We start from the raw sequence: 16,413 nt of genomic DNA on the forward strand, positions 1-16,413 counted from the left end.
TGATGGATCGATGCCAGATCGCTGGATTTCCCCACCAATCTGCGCTCTCCGACACGCCCCCGCCATTACGCTTTAGGCGACCCCGCACTCAGGGATCTACCGAGCTTCGACCAATGGCGAACAGTCACCAAAAACCGCAGTGCTACTATGAATTTAGAGATCAGCGATGGGTCTAGAGATCAGCGATCAAACAAGGAGGGCCTGATCATGTGGCAGACTCGAGAAGAAACGGCTCACAATCGCCCAATGACCGACGATAGCGGTTGCTGTCAGATGAGTTCGATCAACCTGCTGGACGACAGTGTCTCTACGCAGAAGGAAGTGCAGGAGCGCAACGTTCTTCAGCTCTACCTGCTGACGGTGCAGGTCAGGGCACTGATGGATGTGGCTTGTCATCAGGGGCATGCGGCGTTTTTGACCGAACGTCTGCGTTATCACACCGAGCAGCTTGAGTCGCAATTCTCCAACCTGGTCAATAAGCACAAAGGCGCCTCATACACCCGTCACTTCTACTCCCAGCAGCAGCAGCGCTTTGATGCTGAAATCGAAAAGCTCATCGGCGCTCTGGAATCACTTGGCGAGCAGTACAAACGGGGCGCGCGCTAGGCTGTGTCTGAGAGGTCGACGAGCAAAGGCAAGACCGGGACGCGTAACTAAGGCAAAAATCGGCGAAGACGGACCGGGCTGGCGCACCCGCCGATTTTTTAACCCCGTAGGGGCAAGCGCAGTACTGTTCAAACATAGCCTAGGTATCCCTTCTCTCTTTCCTCTTACTACCTTGACCCCGATACCGCATCACTGGCGCATCGGGGTCAAATGCTTTTTGATTCCGGTACTTGCCATTTCGGATGGTGCCACGTGGGCGAACACAGCTTATTCTTGCCAGCGCGACAGTGTCTGCGGACAGTGGTGTTTGTGGGCGCAGTGTTTGCGGACAATGTTCCACGTGAAACAATCTACCGTGTCGTTTCACGTGAAACATGACTTCTCATTGGTTGCCCGTCTGAATCTGGCTCAGAAAGTCATTGCATGGCGTCGTCTCATCGGCGCTAGGGGAAACCAGTGCCAGTAGCGCCGCGGCGGGAGTCGCAACGGTCCCGAGGAAAGCGCCAATCGCGCCCCGAGCGAGCAATGACCCCGTATCGACACCAGGCGAAGGGTTCTTGAAGGTACCTTCCACGTAGAGCGGCGAGCGCAAGGTGAACACGCGCGCACCCTTGCTTTCCGGTTCGATGGTCAGGTCCAGCGCTTCGTTGGCGAAGTTGACGGTACCATCGATCTTGATCAGAGCGTTTTCCGTATCGATCAGGAAGAAGCGAGTACTGGCCAACCCATCGGTGACTTCCAGATTAGTGGCTGCACAGTTGATCTTGACCTGCTCGTCTCCGAACAGCTTGCCAACCAGATAGTTACCGACATTGAGACCGGCGAGCTCCATCAGGTTCTGGCTGATGAGGCCATCATTGATCAGCATTTGAAGATTGCCGTCACTCGTCCCCAGCATGCTGGCTACCGAGTTGCCGGTGCCGCTCAGCGTGGCGTCTCCGTTGAGTTCTCCTCGGCTGTTTTGCATCAGCTCCACATCGGGAAACAGACGGCTCAGCATCAAGTGGCGGATATGCATATCGATCCGGCTCTGCATCGGGCTCTGGCTGCCGTCGAGACGTAGTGTCGTATTCAGACTGCCGCCTGCAACGCCGAATCTCAGCGGGTCCAGCAGGATCTCCCCGTCATTCAGCGTGACATGCGTATAGATGTCTTCCAGGGGAAGGGAGTCACCGTGTTCGATGCGTTGTGCGGTGAACTTGACGTCGGCGTCCATCGTTTTCCATTGAGCCGTATCGAATTCCTCGACCGGCAGCAACTTGTCTTCTGGCTGACGACTGGCTTCACCCCGGTCGCTTTTTTCCGCATTCGAGTCAGCGCCTATCAATGGGGCGAGGTCGGCGAAGCGCAACTGCTGCGAGACGACTTCGCCCTTGAGCAAAGGTCGTGGTTCACCCATCCGATAAGTGAGATCGCCATGGATATCGCTGTCACCAATACGGCCATCAAAATCCCGGTAGCGAAAGGAAAGTGCTTCTTGGGTATCCAGATTGGCCGTTAGATGACCCTGTGTGGAGTAGGGTGGGGTATCAGGCAGCGTGACGCCGATGATGTCATAGAGATCGCCCAGGTTCTGACCCGAAAAGCTCAGATCCATGTCGATCTTTTTGGGTGCCAGGGGGTCTACCAAGGTGCCAGTGACGGAAACCCGGGTTGCGCCGGCTTCCACCGAAGCCTGGATCGGATAGGGTGCACCGCGACGTCTCAGGGCGGCCAGGCCGCCGAGCTTACCTTCTCCATCAACATTCTGGCGCTGGTACTCACCCTCGGCTTTCCAGCCAAATGCGTAATCAGCGATGTCCTGGTCGTGGACGGCCTGTTCGGCGGCGCCTTCATTCTCGGTGAGCTCGCTGAACGCGATCGGCTTGCCGAGAAGCGCGATCGTGGCATCGATATTGGCAGCCAAGGGGGCGTCTTCATAATGGACATCGACCGGATCGAAGGCGATGTCCCCGACATCGATCGTCCAGCCACTGCCGTCGTCCACCGGCTCGTCTGCGCCCTGGCTTCCTTTTTCGAGATCGAACGTCCAGTTGTTCTTGCCGTCTTCGAGACGCACCAGTGCCGCCTTGGCTCCCGAAAATTCGATATGAGGAATGGAGACCGTCTTGCCCATGAGCGGTATCAGCGATAGCTTCACATCCAACGAAGCGAGCTCGAGTAAATCCCTGTCAGTGACGGCTTCCGGGCTGCCCAGGTGAATGTCCTCGGCGTGAACGTGAGGCCATGGCACCCAGCTGCGCCACCCGGACTCGCCCTGCGGCGATTCCCACGAGACGGTCAGATCTCCGTCGATGGCGAAGGGTCTGTGAATCGCATTCGAGACTCGTTCATTGATGGTGGGCTTGAGTCGATTCCAATCGAATGTCACAACGATGATGATGAGGGCGATCATCAGCAACAAGACGATCGCCACCACCCATAGCGCAATTTTCTTTCCCAATGTCATGGCCCGGTTCCCGTCCTTGGAGTGACTCTCCAAGGGTAGTCCAAGCGGAGCGCCAGGGTGGTGACCGATCGTAGTGATTGGAAGGGTTCTCGTGTTTCACGTGAAACATGAGAGGTCGGGTCGGCGTCACGTTATTGGGTGACGTTGCTCACACGTCCAGGCTCAGAAGGCGTTTGCTGAACGCCTCGAGGTCATCACAGATCCAGGTGTCGCTATACGCCTCGTCCAGCTCGCGTCGAGTACGCTGCCCCTTTCCGGTGAGAACCAGTGCCGTGCGGCATCCGCCCGCGATTCCTGCTTGTATGTCGCGAAGGCTATCTCCGACCATCCAGCATCCGTCGAGAGTCGGGATGTTCAGGCTCTTGCGTATCCGTATTAACATTCCTGCTCGGGGCTTTCGGCAATCACAGTTGTCGGCAGGCAAGTGAGGACAGTATTCGATGATCGCAATCTCGCCGCCCGCTTCATTGACCAGTGATCGCAACCGGCAATGAATTTGCTCGAGAGTGCGAGTGTCATAGTAGCCGCGCCCGATGCCGGACTGATTCGTGGCAATGGCAATGGTCCAGCCGTTCTGGTGGAGCTGGGCGATCGCGGCGATCGCGTCAGGGTAGGGCTCCCATTCCGACAGCGACTTGATGTAGGCATCGGAGTCCCGGTTGATCACGCCGTCGCGATCGAGAATGATGAGCTTGGCCATGGAGGGAATACCAAAAAAAGAGTCGTGCCTGATTATCGAACGTCATCGCAAGGGACGCAAAGCCGGCGATGTTTCACGTGGAACATGCTCGTGACGGTAAATTGCATTGCAAGAAGGCTAAAAGTTAACAGGCTTTGAAAGGCACAAAAAAGCCCGGCTCCATGGCCGGGCTAGTGTTTCACGTGAAACGTGCCTGTCGATCAGGACTGGAGTTCGGCAATGTCCGCCACTTCGAGGAACAGCGACTGCAGGCTGGCGAGCAGCGCCAGGCGATTGGCCCGAATGGCATCGTTCTCGACCGCGACCATGACTTCATCGAAGAAGTGGTCCACGGGCCCACGCAGTGTCGCCAGGATGTCCAGCGCCTGCGCATACTCGGCCTCGCGGAACAATGGCTCGACCTGATCGCGACAATCCGAAACGGCGTTTGCCAGTGCGACTTCCGCGTCTTCGATGAGTCGATCGCTGTTCACTTCGGTGCCGCCATCATGCTGCTGCTTGGCCAGGATGTTCGATACGCGCTTGTTGGCGGCAGCCAGGGCGCTGGCTTCCTCGCGCTGACTGAAGCGATGGACGGCGCGCAGACGCCGGGCGAAGTCGAGTGGTCGCGTCACCGGACGCGCTCGCACCGCCAGGTAGACGTCGACCGGCAGGCCCTCGTCCTGAGCCCAGGCACGGAAGCGGTCCAGCATATAGGTCAGGACATCATCGACCAGGCCCTCCGACTTGGGCAGCTCCCGATGCTGGGACGCCGCTAGCTCCAGCAGTTCGCGCAGGTCGAGATCCAGCTCACCCTTGATCAGGATGTTGAGTACGCCGATGGTGGCGCGCCGCAGGGCGAACGGATCCTTGGCGCCGGTCGGGCGCTGGCCGATGCCGAAGATACCGGTCAGGGTATCCAGCCGGTCAGCCAGAGCGAGCGCCTGGCCGGTGGGCGTCCGAGGGATCTCGTCACCGGCGAAGCGGGGTAGATACTGTTCGTGAATGGCTTCCGCTACCGATTCCGGTTCACCGTCGTGGCGGGCATAGTAGGTGCCCATGATGCCCTGAAGCTCGGGGAATTCGAGCACCATCTCGGTGACCAGATCGCATTTCGCCAGTTGGGCCGCACGCCCGGCCGCCTGGGAGTCACCGCCGATCTTGCCGGCAATGAAGCGGGCAACGACTTCGCTGCGGGCGGCCTTGTCGGCGAGCGACCCCAGCTCGCGCTGAAACACCACGCTGGCCAGCGATTCACGACGCGCTTCCAGCGTCTGCTTGCGGTCGGTCTCGAAAAAGAAGGCGGCATCGGCAAGTCGTGGACGAATGACCTTTTCGTTGCCGTAAATGACCTGCTGAGGATCTTCGCTGTCGATGTTGGCCAGGGTGATGAACTGCGGCTTGAGCTTGCCGTCGGCATCGAGCAGGTGGAAGTACTTCTGATTGGCCTTCATCGAGGAGATCAGGCACTCGGCGGGCACCTCGAGGAAGCGTTCATCGAATGTGCCGGTCAGCGCCACCGGCCATTCGACCAGCCCGTTGACCTCTTCCAGCAAGTCTTCATCGATGACCGCCCGGGCGTCATGGACTTCCGCCTCGGCCAGGACCTGTTCACGAATGCGCTCACGACGGCGCTCGAGATCCACCAGCACATAGGCGTCTTCGAGCGCGGCCTCGTAGTCGTCGGCGTGACGGAGTTCGATCGGCGTCGGGGCATGAAAGCGATGGCCCAGCGTCGTACGACCGGATGCCAGGCCGAGCACGCTGGCCGGCACGACCTGATCGCCGTAAAGCAGCACCAGCCAGTGAACCGGGCGTGAGAACTCGATGCGCGAGGCACCCCAGCGCATGTTCTTGGGCACGGGCAGGGCGTTGATGGCAGCGTTGAGGATCGCCGGCAGCAGCGTCTCGACCGTTTCTCCCGACTGCCGTTCACGATAGCCAAGCCAGGTACCCTTGTCGGTTTCCAGATGGATCAGCTCTTCCACCGTCACGCCGCAGGAGCGGGCGAAGCCTTCGGCCGCCTTGGTGGGCTGGCCTTCCTTGAATGCGGCGACCAGGGCCGGGCCGCGCTTTTCGACTTCACGGTCCGGCTGCTTGTCTGTCAGTGCCTCGATGCGAACGGCGAGACGGCGCGGAGAGGCGAGTGCGTAGGCTTCGCCATGGGGCACCTCGGCATCGACGAGCCCCTTGACGACACCGTCGCGTAGCGCAAAGGCGAGACTGGAAAGGGCGCCCGGCGGCAGCTCTTCGACGCCCAGTTCGATCAGTAGGGTGTTGGCTGCCATGCTCATGCGTCTCCTGAATGGGTTTCTGGCGTTTTCTGCAACAGCTCGCGGCGCAGCGCTTCCGGCGCCATCGGAAAGCCGGCAGCTTCGCGTGACGCGTAGTAAGCGTGAGCGACCTCTCGCGCCAGCGTGCGCACTCTCAAGATGTAGCGCTGACGTTCGGTGACCGAGATCGCGTGGCGCGCATCCAGCAAGTTGAAAGTGTGTGAGGCCTTGAGCACCTGCTCGTAGGCGGGCAACGGCAGGTTGGCCTCGAGCAGCTTGTTGCATTCGCTCTCGCAGTGGTCGAAGGCTTCGAACAGATAGGGCACGTCGGCGTGTTCGAAGTTGTAGGTCGACTGCTCGCGCTCGTTCTGCAGGTAGACATCACCATAGGTGATGCGGCTACCGTCCGGCGCGATCGTCCACACCAGATCGTAGACGCTGTCGACGTCCTGCAGGTACATGGCGATACGCTCGAGGCCGTAGGTGAGCTCGCCGGTCACCGGGAAGCATTCGATCCCGCCCGCCTGCTGGAAGTAGGTGAACTGGGTCACCTCCATGCCGTTCAGCCAGACTTCCCAGCCGAGCCCCCAGGCGCCGAGCGTCGGCGATTCCCAGTTGTCCTCGACGAAGCGGATATCGTGAACCCGTGGATTGATGCCGAGACGCTCCAGCGAGCCGAGGTAGAGATCCTGCAGGTCTTTCGGCGAGGGCTTCATCACCACCTGAAACTGATAGTAGTGCTGCAGGCGATTGGGGTTTTCCCCGTAGCGACCATCGGTGGGTCGACGCGACGGCTGGACGTAGGCGGCGTTCCAGCTCTCCGGGCCGATCGAGCGCAGGAAAGTCGCCGGATGAAAGGTGCCGGCGCCCACTTCCATGTCGAGTGGCTGCAGCACGACACAGCCTTTTTCCGCCCAGTATTGCTGAAGGGCCAGTATCAGCCCCTGAAAGGTTTTCGCATCTGCCGTCGAGACTGTCATTGACTGCGCACCGTTGCCCATGAATTCGTGAGCCGCCAAGTATACAATTAGCGCTCAATCGGTTATAGGCACCGTCGACCATCGCTCCGGCTTGTTTTAAAGAGTCAGCGAACATCGGATGCGTCGCACGGTCGTAAGCGCCACAAGATAACCGAGTCGATCAAACAGGAGTTACGACATGATCGTTGTCACTGGCGGGGCCGGCTTCATCGGGGCCAATCTGGTCAAGGCACTCAACGCACGCGGCCATCAGGACGTCATGGTGGTCGACGATCTCAGCGATGGCACCAAATTCGTGAACCTGGCGGACTGCACGCTGGGCGACTATCTCGACAAGGACGATTTTCTGGCCCGGGTGAAAGCGGAACTGCGCGGCGAACTCGGCGGTCTGCCCACGATTGACGCCATTTTCCATGAAGGCGCCTGCTCGGATACTACCGAATGGGACGGACGCTTCATGCTGGAAAACAACTTCGAATACTCCAAGGTGCTGCTCGAGTACTGCCAGGCCAGGCGCATTCCATTTCTCTACGCCTCTTCCGCCGCTACCTATGGCGGTAGCGAAGTCTTCGTCGAGGACCCCGCGCATGAGAAGCCGCTCAACGTCTACGGTTACTCCAAACTGCTGTTCGACCAGTATGTACGCGCGCGCTGGGATGATTTCGACAGCCAGGTCGTCGGCTTTCGATACTTCAACGTCTACGGCCCGCGCGAGCAGCACAAGGGCAAGATGGCAAGCGTCGCCTATCACCACCACACTCAGGTCAAGCGTGGCGAGAACCCCAAGCTGTTCGGTGCCTGGGATGGCTATGACGCTGGCATGCAGAGCCGCGATTTCGTCTATGTCGGTGACGTGGTCGACGTCAATCTGTGGTTTCTCGACAACCCCGAGGTTTCCGGCATCTTCAACCTGGGCACCGGACGTGCCGAGCCGTTCAAGGCGATCGCCGAGACCGCCATCGATTTCTATTCCGACAAGGATGGGGCAGAGGTCGGGATCGAGTACATCGACTTTCCCGACGAGCTCAAGGGGCGCTATCAGAGCTATACCCGCGCCGATATCGGTCGACTTCGAGAGGCGGGCTACACCGCCGAGTTCAAGACGGTGCGCGAGGGTGTTTCGGCCTATCTGGAATGGTTGAATGGGTGAAGCCAAGCGGGGCGATACCGCGGCAAGGAACACGCCACGTATCCTCGTCGTCGGCCCCTCCTGGGTCGGCGATATGGTCATGGCGCAGAGCCTGTTCATCACGCTCAAGCGACGTCATCCGGGCGCGAGGATCGGCGTGCTGGCGCCGGGCTGGTCGCTGCCGATTCTCGAGCGTATGCCGGAAGTCGACGAGGCCATTGCACTGGACGTGAAACATGGCGAGTTCGGCTGGAAAACCCGGCGCGATGTCGCGCGTTCGCTGAAAGGTCGCTTCGATCGGGCCATCGTTCTGCCACGCTCGCTGAAGTCGGCGCTGGTGCCGTTTCTCGCCGGCATCCCGCACCGCACCGGTTTTACCGGCGAACAGCGCTACGTGCTGCTCAACGATCGGCGCAAACTCGACAAGACGGTGCTCGATCAGACCGTGAAGCGCTTCGTCGCGCTGGGCCTGGATGCCGACGAGGAAGTCGGCGGCGAGCTGATCACGCCTCATCCGCGGCTCCGTGTCGACGCGGCGCGTCAGGACGCGCTGCGCGCCGAGCTTTCTCTGGGCGAGCGACCCGCCATCGGGATGATGCCGGGAGCGGAGTACGGTCCGGCCAAGCAGTGGCCGCTCGAGTATTTTCGTGAGCTGGCCGCGACGCTGATCGCCCGCGGCCACGCCGTCTGGGTTCTCGGAGGCCCCAAGGATGCCGCCGCGGGCGATGTCATCGCCGAAGGGCTGGCGCATGCCCATAACCTGTGCGGCAAGACCCGTCTGGCGGACGCCGTCGACCTGCTCGCTGCCTGTGAGCAAGTGGTCACCAACGACTCCGGGCTGATGCACGTGGCTGCTGCGGTCGGAACGCGGATTCAGGCGCTCTATGGCTCCTCCTCGCCGGCTTATACACCGCCGCTGACCGACAACGCCGATATCCACTATCTGGCGCTGTCATGCTCGCCCTGTTTCGAACGCACCTGCCCACTGGGGCATCGAAATTGTCTCAAGCAGCTGTCGCCTGCAAGCATTCAGCAGGCGATCCAGGGCTGACGAAGAGAGCGGCAGCCGGTCGGCTAGCCACTGTCCGTGATGTCGATCCTCCGCCATATCTATCGAGAGCGAGCATGCCGCTACTGACTGCCAAGCGAAAACGCAAACTGCGATCAGCGCTTCGTTTCCTGCACTATCGAATGAAGAACCCATGGTCCTCTCGCCGCGTCCCTTCCAGCGGTGATCGGCTCATCATTTCATTGACCACCCACCCGCCGCGTATTCGTCAGGTCTTCGCTACGCTGGAATCCCTCTGCGAACAGGATCTCGACGCCTTCGACATCCACCTTTATCTTTCCCGGCGCGACAGAGAGGCGATCGGTAGCCTGCCAGCATCGCTGCAGCGTTTGGCGCGACGGGGAGTGAGAATCGTCGTGACCGAGGAAGACTACCGCTCCTACGACAAGTTGGTGCACGCGCTGAAGGCTTTTCCGGAAGCCACGATCATCACCGCCGACGACGATATGCTTTATCCCCCGAATTGGGCGCGGCGGCTGGTCGACGGCGTGACCCGATTTCCCGGCTGTATCGTCTGCCACCGCGGTCATATGCTCTGCGAGAGTGCGCCGGGCTCGGGGGAAATTTCCTATCAGATGGTCAAGAGTCGTCGCGACCCCGGTGCCATCCATCCCAACTTCGCGCTGATGCCCACCGGAAGCGGAGGCGTGCTGTACCCGCCTGGCGCACTGAACCCCATGGTCTTCGACGTCGAGGCCTTTCGGGCGCTGGCGCCCAACGCCGACGACATCTGGTTCAAGATGGCCTCTCTCAAGGCCGGCACGCGCTGCGTCAGAATCAACCCGCGTAATGTCGACTTTCTGCCGACCCCGGCAGCGGGGGAGTCGGCGCTGCACGAAGACAATATCAAGCGCGGCGGTAACGACGTGCAGTTCGCCAACTGTCTCGCCCGCTATCCCGAGCTCAAGCCGCTGATCTTCGGTGGGCCACCGGAGCGCGAGTGAACGACATGACACGGATGATGACTTCATGACCCAGAGAGTATTGCTGGTCGTACGCAAGCTGAGTATCGGCGGCATCGAGCGAGTGACGGTGAACCTTGCCAACGTGCTGGCGCGAGAAGGCCACGAGGTTCACGTGCTGGTACTCAAGGGAGGGGAAGAGCTGGCACCGGATCCTGGCGTTACGGTCCACCGGGTGGATTTCGACAAGGCCTTTCGCAAGACGGGGCTGGGGTTGGTGTACGACCTCTTCACGCGGGCGCTATTGAAGCCGTTGCTGCCGGGTTCCGGCTTCCTGTGGCGAGGCTGGTACGGCGGCCGCTATCTCGAGCGTTTCGTGGCCAGGCTCGAACGCGAACGCGGCCCGATCGACCGCGTCATCATGCGCGGACAGGGCGCGTTCGAAACGGTCTGGTCCTGGCGGGATCCGCGTCTGTGGCAGGTGACGGTATCCTGGCCCGGTGAGTACGGGGGGCGGCTGAAGGGCGTCTATCTCAAGCGCCTCTACGAGGGCAAGCAGGTCATCTGCAATACGCCCAACGTTCGCGCCCAGCTGGAGAAGCAGCTCGACCACCATGGGATTCGGCCCCGTCAGTGGGCAACCATCATGAACCCGTGCGATATCGACGCCATCCGCCGCCAGGCTGATGAGCCCGTCGAACTGCCCGCCAAGCCTTTCATCGTTCACGTCTCCCGGCTTTCCGACGTCAAGCGTCAGGAATGGCTGATTCGCGCGTATCTCGAAGCGGAAATCGACGAGGATCTGGTCATCGTCGGCGACGGTCCCAAGCGTGAAAGTCTGGAGCAGCTCGTCAACGAGCTGGGGGCCCGAGGGCGCATTCACTTCATCGGTAGCCGGCCCAACCCCTACCCATGGATGAAACATGGCCGTCTTTTCGTGCTGAGCTCGCGTAGCGAAGCCTTTGGAATCGTGCTGGCGGAGAGCATGATCTGTGGCACGCCCTGTGCCGCTGTCGATTGCCCCGGTGGCGTTCGCAATGTCCTGATCAACGATCAGGCGCGGCTGATCGCCGAGAATTCCATATCCGGCCTTTCGCAGAAGATTCGCGAAGGACTGGCGCATCCGCCGCGATTGGAAGCCGACCCGGAGTTGATTGAACGGTTTCGGGATACACGCATCATGCAGCAGTTTCTCGACCTGCCAACGATCTAGACGCGGGACTGCGAGACAAGGAACTGCAAGACAAGAGTCAACGGGGGACAGAGGAGTCAGTGGCAGCAGCTGTTGATGGTAAACTGTATAGCATGCTCATTAATGTGCTATGCTATGTTGAATCCGAACAGCGTTTGATAACTTCGCTTTTCCTGAACTCCCATGTGTAGGTTCCCCATGGCGCGCGCTTCACATCCCCAGTCGCCTGCCTCTTTGCGCTTGCCCGCCGAGGATGAGGCGTTCAGCGAACTGCTCGATCCTCGCATGAAATGGGGGATTCGGCGTGCGCTCTGGCAGACGAGTCTGCGCGACGGGTTTCAACGTGGCGTGGGTATGCCCCTGGAAGAGGCGCTCTATCGGCGCTGGGCTCATGAGAAAGCGGGCGGCCAATGGGCCGAGCGCCACGGTCTGCCTCGGCGTTCTATCGAGGCGCGGTTAGGGCGTGCGCTGGTCGTGCAGGTCGATCCGCGTGCGTTGATCCGCGATCTCAATGCCAAGGGCATCGATGGCAAACGCCCATCGTCCTCTGCTTTCATCTGGGATGGCGATTGGGACCGGAGTCGCGGTGATCTGCGCCGCGGCTCGCGTTATCGTTTCATCAGCGATCTCGACGAGCATAGAGACGATCTCACTCAGACCGAGCGCTTTCGCCAGTACCGCTCCCGGCTCGAGTCCGGGCATCCCTGGTCTTCGTACCAGCAGGGTATTCTGCTGGATACGGAAGAGAAGATACTTGCCTACCTGCGAACCTATCTCGGCTTCCTCGACGATATGGCGACTCGGGGTTTCGATGCCGAACTGGGCAAGGACGATCTCGGCGTCGCCGTCACGCGCGACGGGCATCTGCTCAAGATCAATCGTGGCCTGCATCGCCTGGCGATGGCACAACGGCTGGGCCTGCGCTCGATACCCGTGGTCGTTCGCGCCGTGCACCGGCAGTGGTGGGCGCGCGTAGTCGAGAAGGCAAGAGGTGAGGCTGCCCTGGCGCGGGTAGCCGACGCGCTGCGGTACACCACCCCGGAAACCCTGCCGGGTGAGCTGGATCCGGGCGAGGATCTGGGGCCCATCGAGTGGCCGGCACCGCGTTAGTTCGCCACTGGCCACGTCTGGCGGTTCAGTTGACGCCGTTCCAGAGTCGCTCCTGCAGGACATTCTCGCTGCGCATGCGCTGGTTCATCTCCTCGAGCGAGTGGCGCTCGACCAGCGTCGGCTTCGCGGAGAGTAGCGACACGCCCAGTCCTGCCCGATGATCGGGGATGGTGTAGCCCATTGCCTCCAGCAAGGTCGGAAGCACGTCCACCATGCTCGCCGGCTGCTCGATGACGCGGGGGCGCAGCCCGTTGCCCAGCATCATCAGCGTGTTTTCGCGGTCTTCGGCGATCAGATCCTCCCACGCCGAGTTCTTCATCGAGAGATGGTCGCTGGCCACCACCACCAGGGTGTTGTCCAGTAGCCCCTCGGCGCGAAGGCGTTCCACGAAATTCTTCACCAGCCAGCCGGTACATTTGACCGAGTAGAGAATATCGGTGCCATCGAACGGGCCCTGATTGTCGATACAAGATTGCGATGGATGGCCGAAGGGCGGGTGTGCCGCCAGCGTCAGGCCGAAGAAGGCGTAGGGCTTGTCACTGGCATGCAGCTGGCGGATTCGCTTCTCGGCAAGACCGAACAGCGTATCGTCGTAGAGTCCCCAGTCGTTGAGATAGCCGGCCGGTGCCTTGCCTTCCAGCTCATCGCGACCGAGCACGGTATCGAAGCCATGACCGCGGTAGAACTTCGCCTTGCCGGCGAATTTCGTGCTGGCGCCGCCCATGTAGGTGAGATCGTAACCGCGTTCGTGCAGCAGATCGCCGAGGCAGTTGACGCCGGGGAGCACGTCCGAGAGCGGCTCGAACTGGTTGTCGTGCATCAGGCCCGCCGGCATCAACGGCACCCCGCACTGGCTGGCCACCATGCCGGCCATCGTCCAACCGGTGTTGTCGAGCTGCTGGACGCCCTGGAAGACCACGCCTTCCTTGCCCAACTGAGCGAGATCCTCGTAGGCGTCACCGAAGCGGCGGGTGTCGCTGTAGGTACGCTCGGTGCTCTCCATGTAGAGATAGATCAGATTAGGCGGCCGACGCGGCGCCGCCACGATCTCCGGTGGCCGATAGCGGTCGTTGAGCCAGGCCTCGTCATCGTCGATCACCGAAGCGCCGCGCAATGACAGTCCGAACAGCAGCGGGTTGAAAGCGAGCAGAAACAGGCTCAGGACCCGCTCCCACAAACGCCAGCGGTGATCCGCCCGGACCAGCCACGTCACCGCCATCAGCATCACGATCGCGGCCACGGTGTAGATCACGCCGGCGATCTGGCGGTCGGTGCTGCCGTTCTCCTCGATACCGGCCTGCAGATGAAAGATCACCGCCCCCAGATCGAGCTGGCCGAAGCTGTCGTCGAGATAGATGTAGACCCACCACAGGATCAACGGCACCAGCGACCAGGGCCACGCCTTGCGCTTCGTGGCACGTTGCGACGGATGGCCCCAGTGGAAGTGGTAGCCGACGGCCAGCCAGGCGAGGGTGGTCACGATGGGGGTCCACCATGGCAGCACCCAGACCACCATGATGGCGTAGCCGATACAGAGGCCGATGTAAGTGAGTGCGCACCAACGTCGAGTATTGAGAGAAATGGGCATGCCGTGCTTCGATCCGTGAACGTCGTGTTCTACCGGTGCCAATTCCGGGCACCGCATGAAGAGTGGTTATGACTCTATCATGACGAATCCAAGACAAGCAGGTTACTGCCGAGTTCCCGGGGACTAGCGGGAATGTCGCAAGCCCAGGTCTTCGGCGTGGCGTGCCATCGCGAGTTCGATCAGGCGCGTCACCAGTGCCGAGTAGGTCAGGCCGCTGGCTTGCCACAGCTTGGGATACATGCTGATACGGGTGAACCCAGGCAGGGTGTTGATCTCGTTGACGACGACCTTTCCCTCGGCCGTGAGGAAGACATCGACACGCGCCAGGCCGGCGCACTCCAGTACCTGGAATGTGCGAACCGCGATGTCGCGAATCGCCTCGCTGGCGCTGGCGTCGATAGCGGCCGGAACGGCAACGGTGGCCGCCTCGTCGTCGATATATTTGGTGTCGTAGGAGTAGAAACCGTTCTCGACCACGATCTCGCCGCAGACGCTCGCTTCCGGGCTATCGTTGCCCAGCACTGCACACTCGATCTCGCGCCCGACGACGGCGGATTCGATCAGCACCTTATGGTCGAACGTCAGGGCCAGTGTCAGCGCCTGATGAAATTCGGCGGCGCTCTCCACCCGACTGACACCGACCGATGAGCCCTGGTTGGCCGGCTTGACGAACAGCGGCGTGCCGAGCTCCGCACGCAGGGCCTCGAAGTCGGCGCTGGCTGCCGTGCGGCGGGTCAGAGTGACGAAAGGCGCCACCGGGATGCCGGCATCGCGCAGCAGGCGCTTGGCGACATCCTTGTCCATGCCGGCGGCCGAACCGAGCACGCCGGAGCCGACGAAGGGCAGATTGGCCATGCGTAGCAGCCCCTGTAGCGAACCATCTTCGCCCAGGGTGCCGTGGACGATGGGGAAAACCACATCCAACTGGCCCAGGGTCCCCTGAGACGTCTCGGTGGCGATCAGCTGGCGCTGTTCACGACCGGGCACGAGGGCGATGTCACCATCGGAAGGATTGAGGGCGATACGCCGGGGATCGTCGGCATGAACCAGAAAGTTGTCGGCATCGTTGACGTGCCACTGGCCCTGTTTGTCGATCCCGATGACCGTGACCTCGAAACGTTCGCGATCCAGCGCATCGACGATATTCCTGGCCGACTGCAACGACACCTCGTGCTCCGCCGATTTGCCGCCACAGATGACGCCAACCCGAATCTTGCTCATAGTTCTGCTCCACTTCGCTTACGATCTCGACGCCGCTCGGGTGCGGCTCATCGGGCGTCATGATGCCACGTTCACGCCATGCAAGTATTGCCTCGAAACCGCCGGATCCTGACGGCATTCGCTGGCCGGGGCCGGGCGTCGCCGAGGTGTCCGGCGCTTCCGTCCGGTGGCTCAGCGGTCGAGGAGTCCGCGGTAGAGGGCAAGGTAGGCCTCCGCCATGGCCGCGGGCGTGAAGGCTTCCAGCTGTCGTCTGGCGGCGGCGACCAGCCGCTGTCGGTGCGCTGGATCGTCCAGCAGGACGGCAAGCGCCGCAGCCAGCGCCTCGGGATCGCCCGTCGGTACCAGCAGCCCACTGACATCGTGCTCGATCAGATCGGGAATGCCGTCGACGTCGCTGGCCACGATCGGTACGCCATGATCCATGGCGTCGAGCAGCGTCGAGCCCAGCCCCTCGTTGCGCGAGGGGAACGCGAACAGCGTCATGATCTCGAGATAGTCGCCGACGTTGGGCCGAAACCCCTCCCAGATCACGTTGTCCAGCCCGGCGCTCTCGGCCTTCAGTGTCTCGCCGTCCTCACCTTCTCCCAGCAACAGGAAGCAGACGTCCGGATGCGTTTCGCGCAGCCGTCGGGCTGCCGCAAGCAGCACTCGCTGGCCCTTGTGGCGATCCACCAGTGCGCCGATATGACCGACCACACGACGCCCGGCAAAGCGCTCGCGTAGCGCCGCGACCTGGGTCGGATCGCTCGGCTGGCCGGAAAGCACGCTCGGGATGCGGACGACGGGGCACCAGCGCCGATCACGAAGATGGGTTTCGATCACCGACGAGATCGCCACGGCAGTCGCGGCGCCACGATAGGTCAATCGATTGAAGCGCTTGTCCTTGACCGGCTGGGGGACGCGACGCGTCAGGATGTAGGGCGTGCCATGCAGGCGGCGTTCGACCCAGGCCCAGTGCACCGCCTTGGCTTCATGAGCGTGAGTCAACGTCGCCCTGGTGCGGTGACCATGCCCGGCCAGCGCATGGTCGGCATCGATCAATTCGACATCCGTCCCCGCCAGCGCCGCGCGCATCGGCGAATCGCGCCGACACACCAGGCTCTGATCGATACCACCCTGGGGTTCTCCCAGTCGTGCCAGCGCCTCGATCAGCAGCAGCGTCTGGCGCTCACCGCCCCGAAAGCCGCGGGCCAGATTGACGTGTCGAATATGCAT

Annotated in this window: 13 protein-coding genes; 6 read left to right on the plus strand and 7 right to left on the minus strand. The window is 61.5% G+C overall.

Annotation, left to right across the window (positions count from 1 at the left end):
• The first annotated feature begins 207 nt into the window (after positions 1-207).
• On the plus strand, positions 208-606 hold the full coding sequence (locus tag BTW07_RS10225) for a hypothetical protein (RefSeq protein ID WP_075570076.1): 399 nt from the start codon (positions 208-210) through the stop codon (positions 604-606).
• Positions 607-988: 382 nt separating this feature from the next.
• On the opposite strand, the gene BTW07_RS10230 is transcribed toward BTW07_RS10225, so the two are convergent.
• The 4 genes from BTW07_RS10230 to glyQ all read right to left on the minus strand — a co-directional run bounded on the left by BTW07_RS10230 (position 989) and on the right by glyQ (position 6,987).
• Positions 989-3,055, minus strand: a complete 2,067-nt coding sequence (locus BTW07_RS10230) for an AsmA family protein (protein WP_075570077.1) — start codon at positions 3,053-3,055, stop codon at positions 989-991.
• A gap of 148 nt (positions 3,056-3,203) precedes the next feature.
• On the minus strand, positions 3,204-3,755 hold the full coding sequence (gene gmhB / locus BTW07_RS10235; protein ID WP_075570078.1) for a D-glycero-beta-D-manno-heptose 1,7-bisphosphate 7-phosphatase: 552 nt from the start codon (positions 3,753-3,755) through the stop codon (positions 3,204-3,206).
• A 200-nt stretch (positions 3,756-3,955) separates the two neighbouring features.
• On the minus strand, positions 3,956-6,022 hold the full coding sequence (gene glyS / locus BTW07_RS10240) for a glycine--tRNA ligase subunit beta (RefSeq protein WP_075570079.1): 2,067 nt from the start codon (positions 6,020-6,022) through the stop codon (positions 3,956-3,958).
• A gap of 2 nt (positions 6,023-6,024) precedes the next feature.
• Complete coding sequence (gene glyQ, locus BTW07_RS10245; protein ID WP_075570129.1) at positions 6,025-6,987, minus strand: glycine--tRNA ligase subunit alpha; 963 nt, start codon at positions 6,985-6,987, stop codon at positions 6,025-6,027.
• Between the two features lie 178 nt (positions 6,988-7,165).
• Here glyQ and rfaD point away from each other — a divergent pair, with 178 nt between their 5' ends.
• The 5 genes from rfaD to BTW07_RS10270 all read left to right on the plus strand — a co-directional run bounded on the left by rfaD (position 7,166) and on the right by BTW07_RS10270 (position 12,389).
• On the plus strand, positions 7,166-8,137 hold the full coding sequence (gene rfaD, locus BTW07_RS10250; protein ID WP_075570080.1) for an ADP-glyceromanno-heptose 6-epimerase: 972 nt from the start codon (positions 7,166-7,168) through the stop codon (positions 8,135-8,137).
• Positions 8,130-9,167, plus strand: a complete 1,038-nt coding sequence (waaF, locus tag BTW07_RS10255; RefSeq protein WP_075570081.1) for a lipopolysaccharide heptosyltransferase II — start codon at positions 8,130-8,132, stop codon at positions 9,165-9,167. Before rfaD ends, waaF begins: the two co-directional genes overlap by 8 nt.
• Positions 9,168-9,241: 74 nt before the next feature.
• Positions 9,242-10,129, plus strand: a complete 888-nt coding sequence (locus BTW07_RS10260) for a glycosyltransferase family A protein (protein WP_075570082.1) — start codon at positions 9,242-9,244, stop codon at positions 10,127-10,129.
• A gap of 25 nt (positions 10,130-10,154) precedes the next feature.
• On the plus strand, positions 10,155-11,300 hold the full coding sequence (locus BTW07_RS10265) for a glycosyltransferase (RefSeq protein WP_075570083.1): 1,146 nt from the start codon (positions 10,155-10,157) through the stop codon (positions 11,298-11,300).
• Between the two features lie 177 nt (positions 11,301-11,477).
• Positions 11,478-12,389, plus strand: coding sequence for a hypothetical protein (locus BTW07_RS10270; protein WP_244158346.1), 912 nt, complete (start codon positions 11,478-11,480; stop codon positions 12,387-12,389).
• A 25-nt stretch (positions 12,390-12,414) separates the two neighbouring features.
• On the opposite strand, the gene BTW07_RS10275 is transcribed toward BTW07_RS10270, so the two are convergent.
• From BTW07_RS10275 to BTW07_RS10285, 3 genes are all read right to left on the minus strand, one after another.
• Positions 12,415-13,977 carry a sulfatase-like hydrolase/transferase gene (locus tag BTW07_RS10275; protein WP_075570085.1) on the minus strand — a complete coding sequence of 521 codons (1,563 nt, stop codon included), beginning with the start codon at positions 13,975-13,977 and terminating at the stop codon, positions 12,415-12,417.
• Between the two features lie 123 nt (positions 13,978-14,100).
• Positions 14,101-15,198, minus strand: a complete 1,098-nt coding sequence (ddlA, locus tag BTW07_RS10280; RefSeq protein ID WP_075570086.1) for a D-alanine--D-alanine ligase — start codon at positions 15,196-15,198, stop codon at positions 14,101-14,103.
• A 171-nt stretch (positions 15,199-15,369) separates the two neighbouring features.
• Positions 15,370-16,413 (minus strand): glycosyltransferase family 4 protein, encoded by a 1,044-nt coding sequence (locus BTW07_RS10285; RefSeq protein WP_075570087.1) that lies wholly within the window; start codon positions 16,411-16,413, stop codon positions 15,370-15,372.

The organism is Salinicola socius (assembly GCF_001937195.1).
GTDB classification, from domain to species: domain Bacteria; phylum Pseudomonadota; class Gammaproteobacteria; order Pseudomonadales; family Halomonadaceae; genus Salinicola; species Salinicola socius.

Bases quoted from the DNA above. Each gene is read 5' to 3' on its own strand.
- BTW07_RS10225 (WP_075570076.1), top strand. From the start codon at position 208: ATGTGGCAGACTCGAGAAGAAACGGCTCACAATCGCCCAATGACCGAC.
- BTW07_RS10230 (WP_075570077.1), bottom strand. From the start codon at position 3,055: ATGACATTGGGAAAGAAAATTGCGCTATGGGTGGTGGCGATCGTCTTG.
- gmhB (WP_075570078.1), bottom strand. From the start codon at position 3,755: ATGGCCAAGCTCATCATTCTCGATCGCGACGGCGTGATCAACCGGGAC.
- glyS (WP_075570079.1), bottom strand. From the start codon at position 6,022: ATGGCAGCCAACACCCTACTGATCGAACTGGGCGTCGAAGAGCTGCCG.
- glyQ (WP_075570129.1), bottom strand. From the start codon at position 6,987: ATGACAGTCTCGACGGCAGATGCGAAAACCTTTCAGGGGCTGATACTG.
- rfaD (WP_075570080.1), top strand. From the start codon at position 7,166: ATGATCGTTGTCACTGGCGGGGCCGGCTTCATCGGGGCCAATCTGGTC.
- waaF (WP_075570081.1), top strand. From the start codon at position 8,130: ATGGGTGAAGCCAAGCGGGGCGATACCGCGGCAAGGAACACGCCACGT.
- BTW07_RS10260 (WP_075570082.1), top strand. From the start codon at position 9,242: ATGCCGCTACTGACTGCCAAGCGAAAACGCAAACTGCGATCAGCGCTT.
- BTW07_RS10265 (WP_075570083.1), top strand. From the start codon at position 10,155: ATGACCCAGAGAGTATTGCTGGTCGTACGCAAGCTGAGTATCGGCGGC.
- BTW07_RS10270 (WP_244158346.1), top strand. From the start codon at position 11,478: ATGGCGCGCGCTTCACATCCCCAGTCGCCTGCCTCTTTGCGCTTGCCC.
- BTW07_RS10275 (WP_075570085.1), bottom strand. From the start codon at position 13,977: ATGCCCATTTCTCTCAATACTCGACGTTGGTGCGCACTCACTTACATC.
- ddlA (WP_075570086.1), bottom strand. From the start codon at position 15,198: ATGAGCAAGATTCGGGTTGGCGTCATCTGTGGCGGCAAATCGGCGGAG.
- BTW07_RS10285 (WP_075570087.1), bottom strand. From the start codon at position 16,413: ATGCATATTCGACACGTCAATCTGGCCCGCGGCTTTCGGGGCGGTGAG.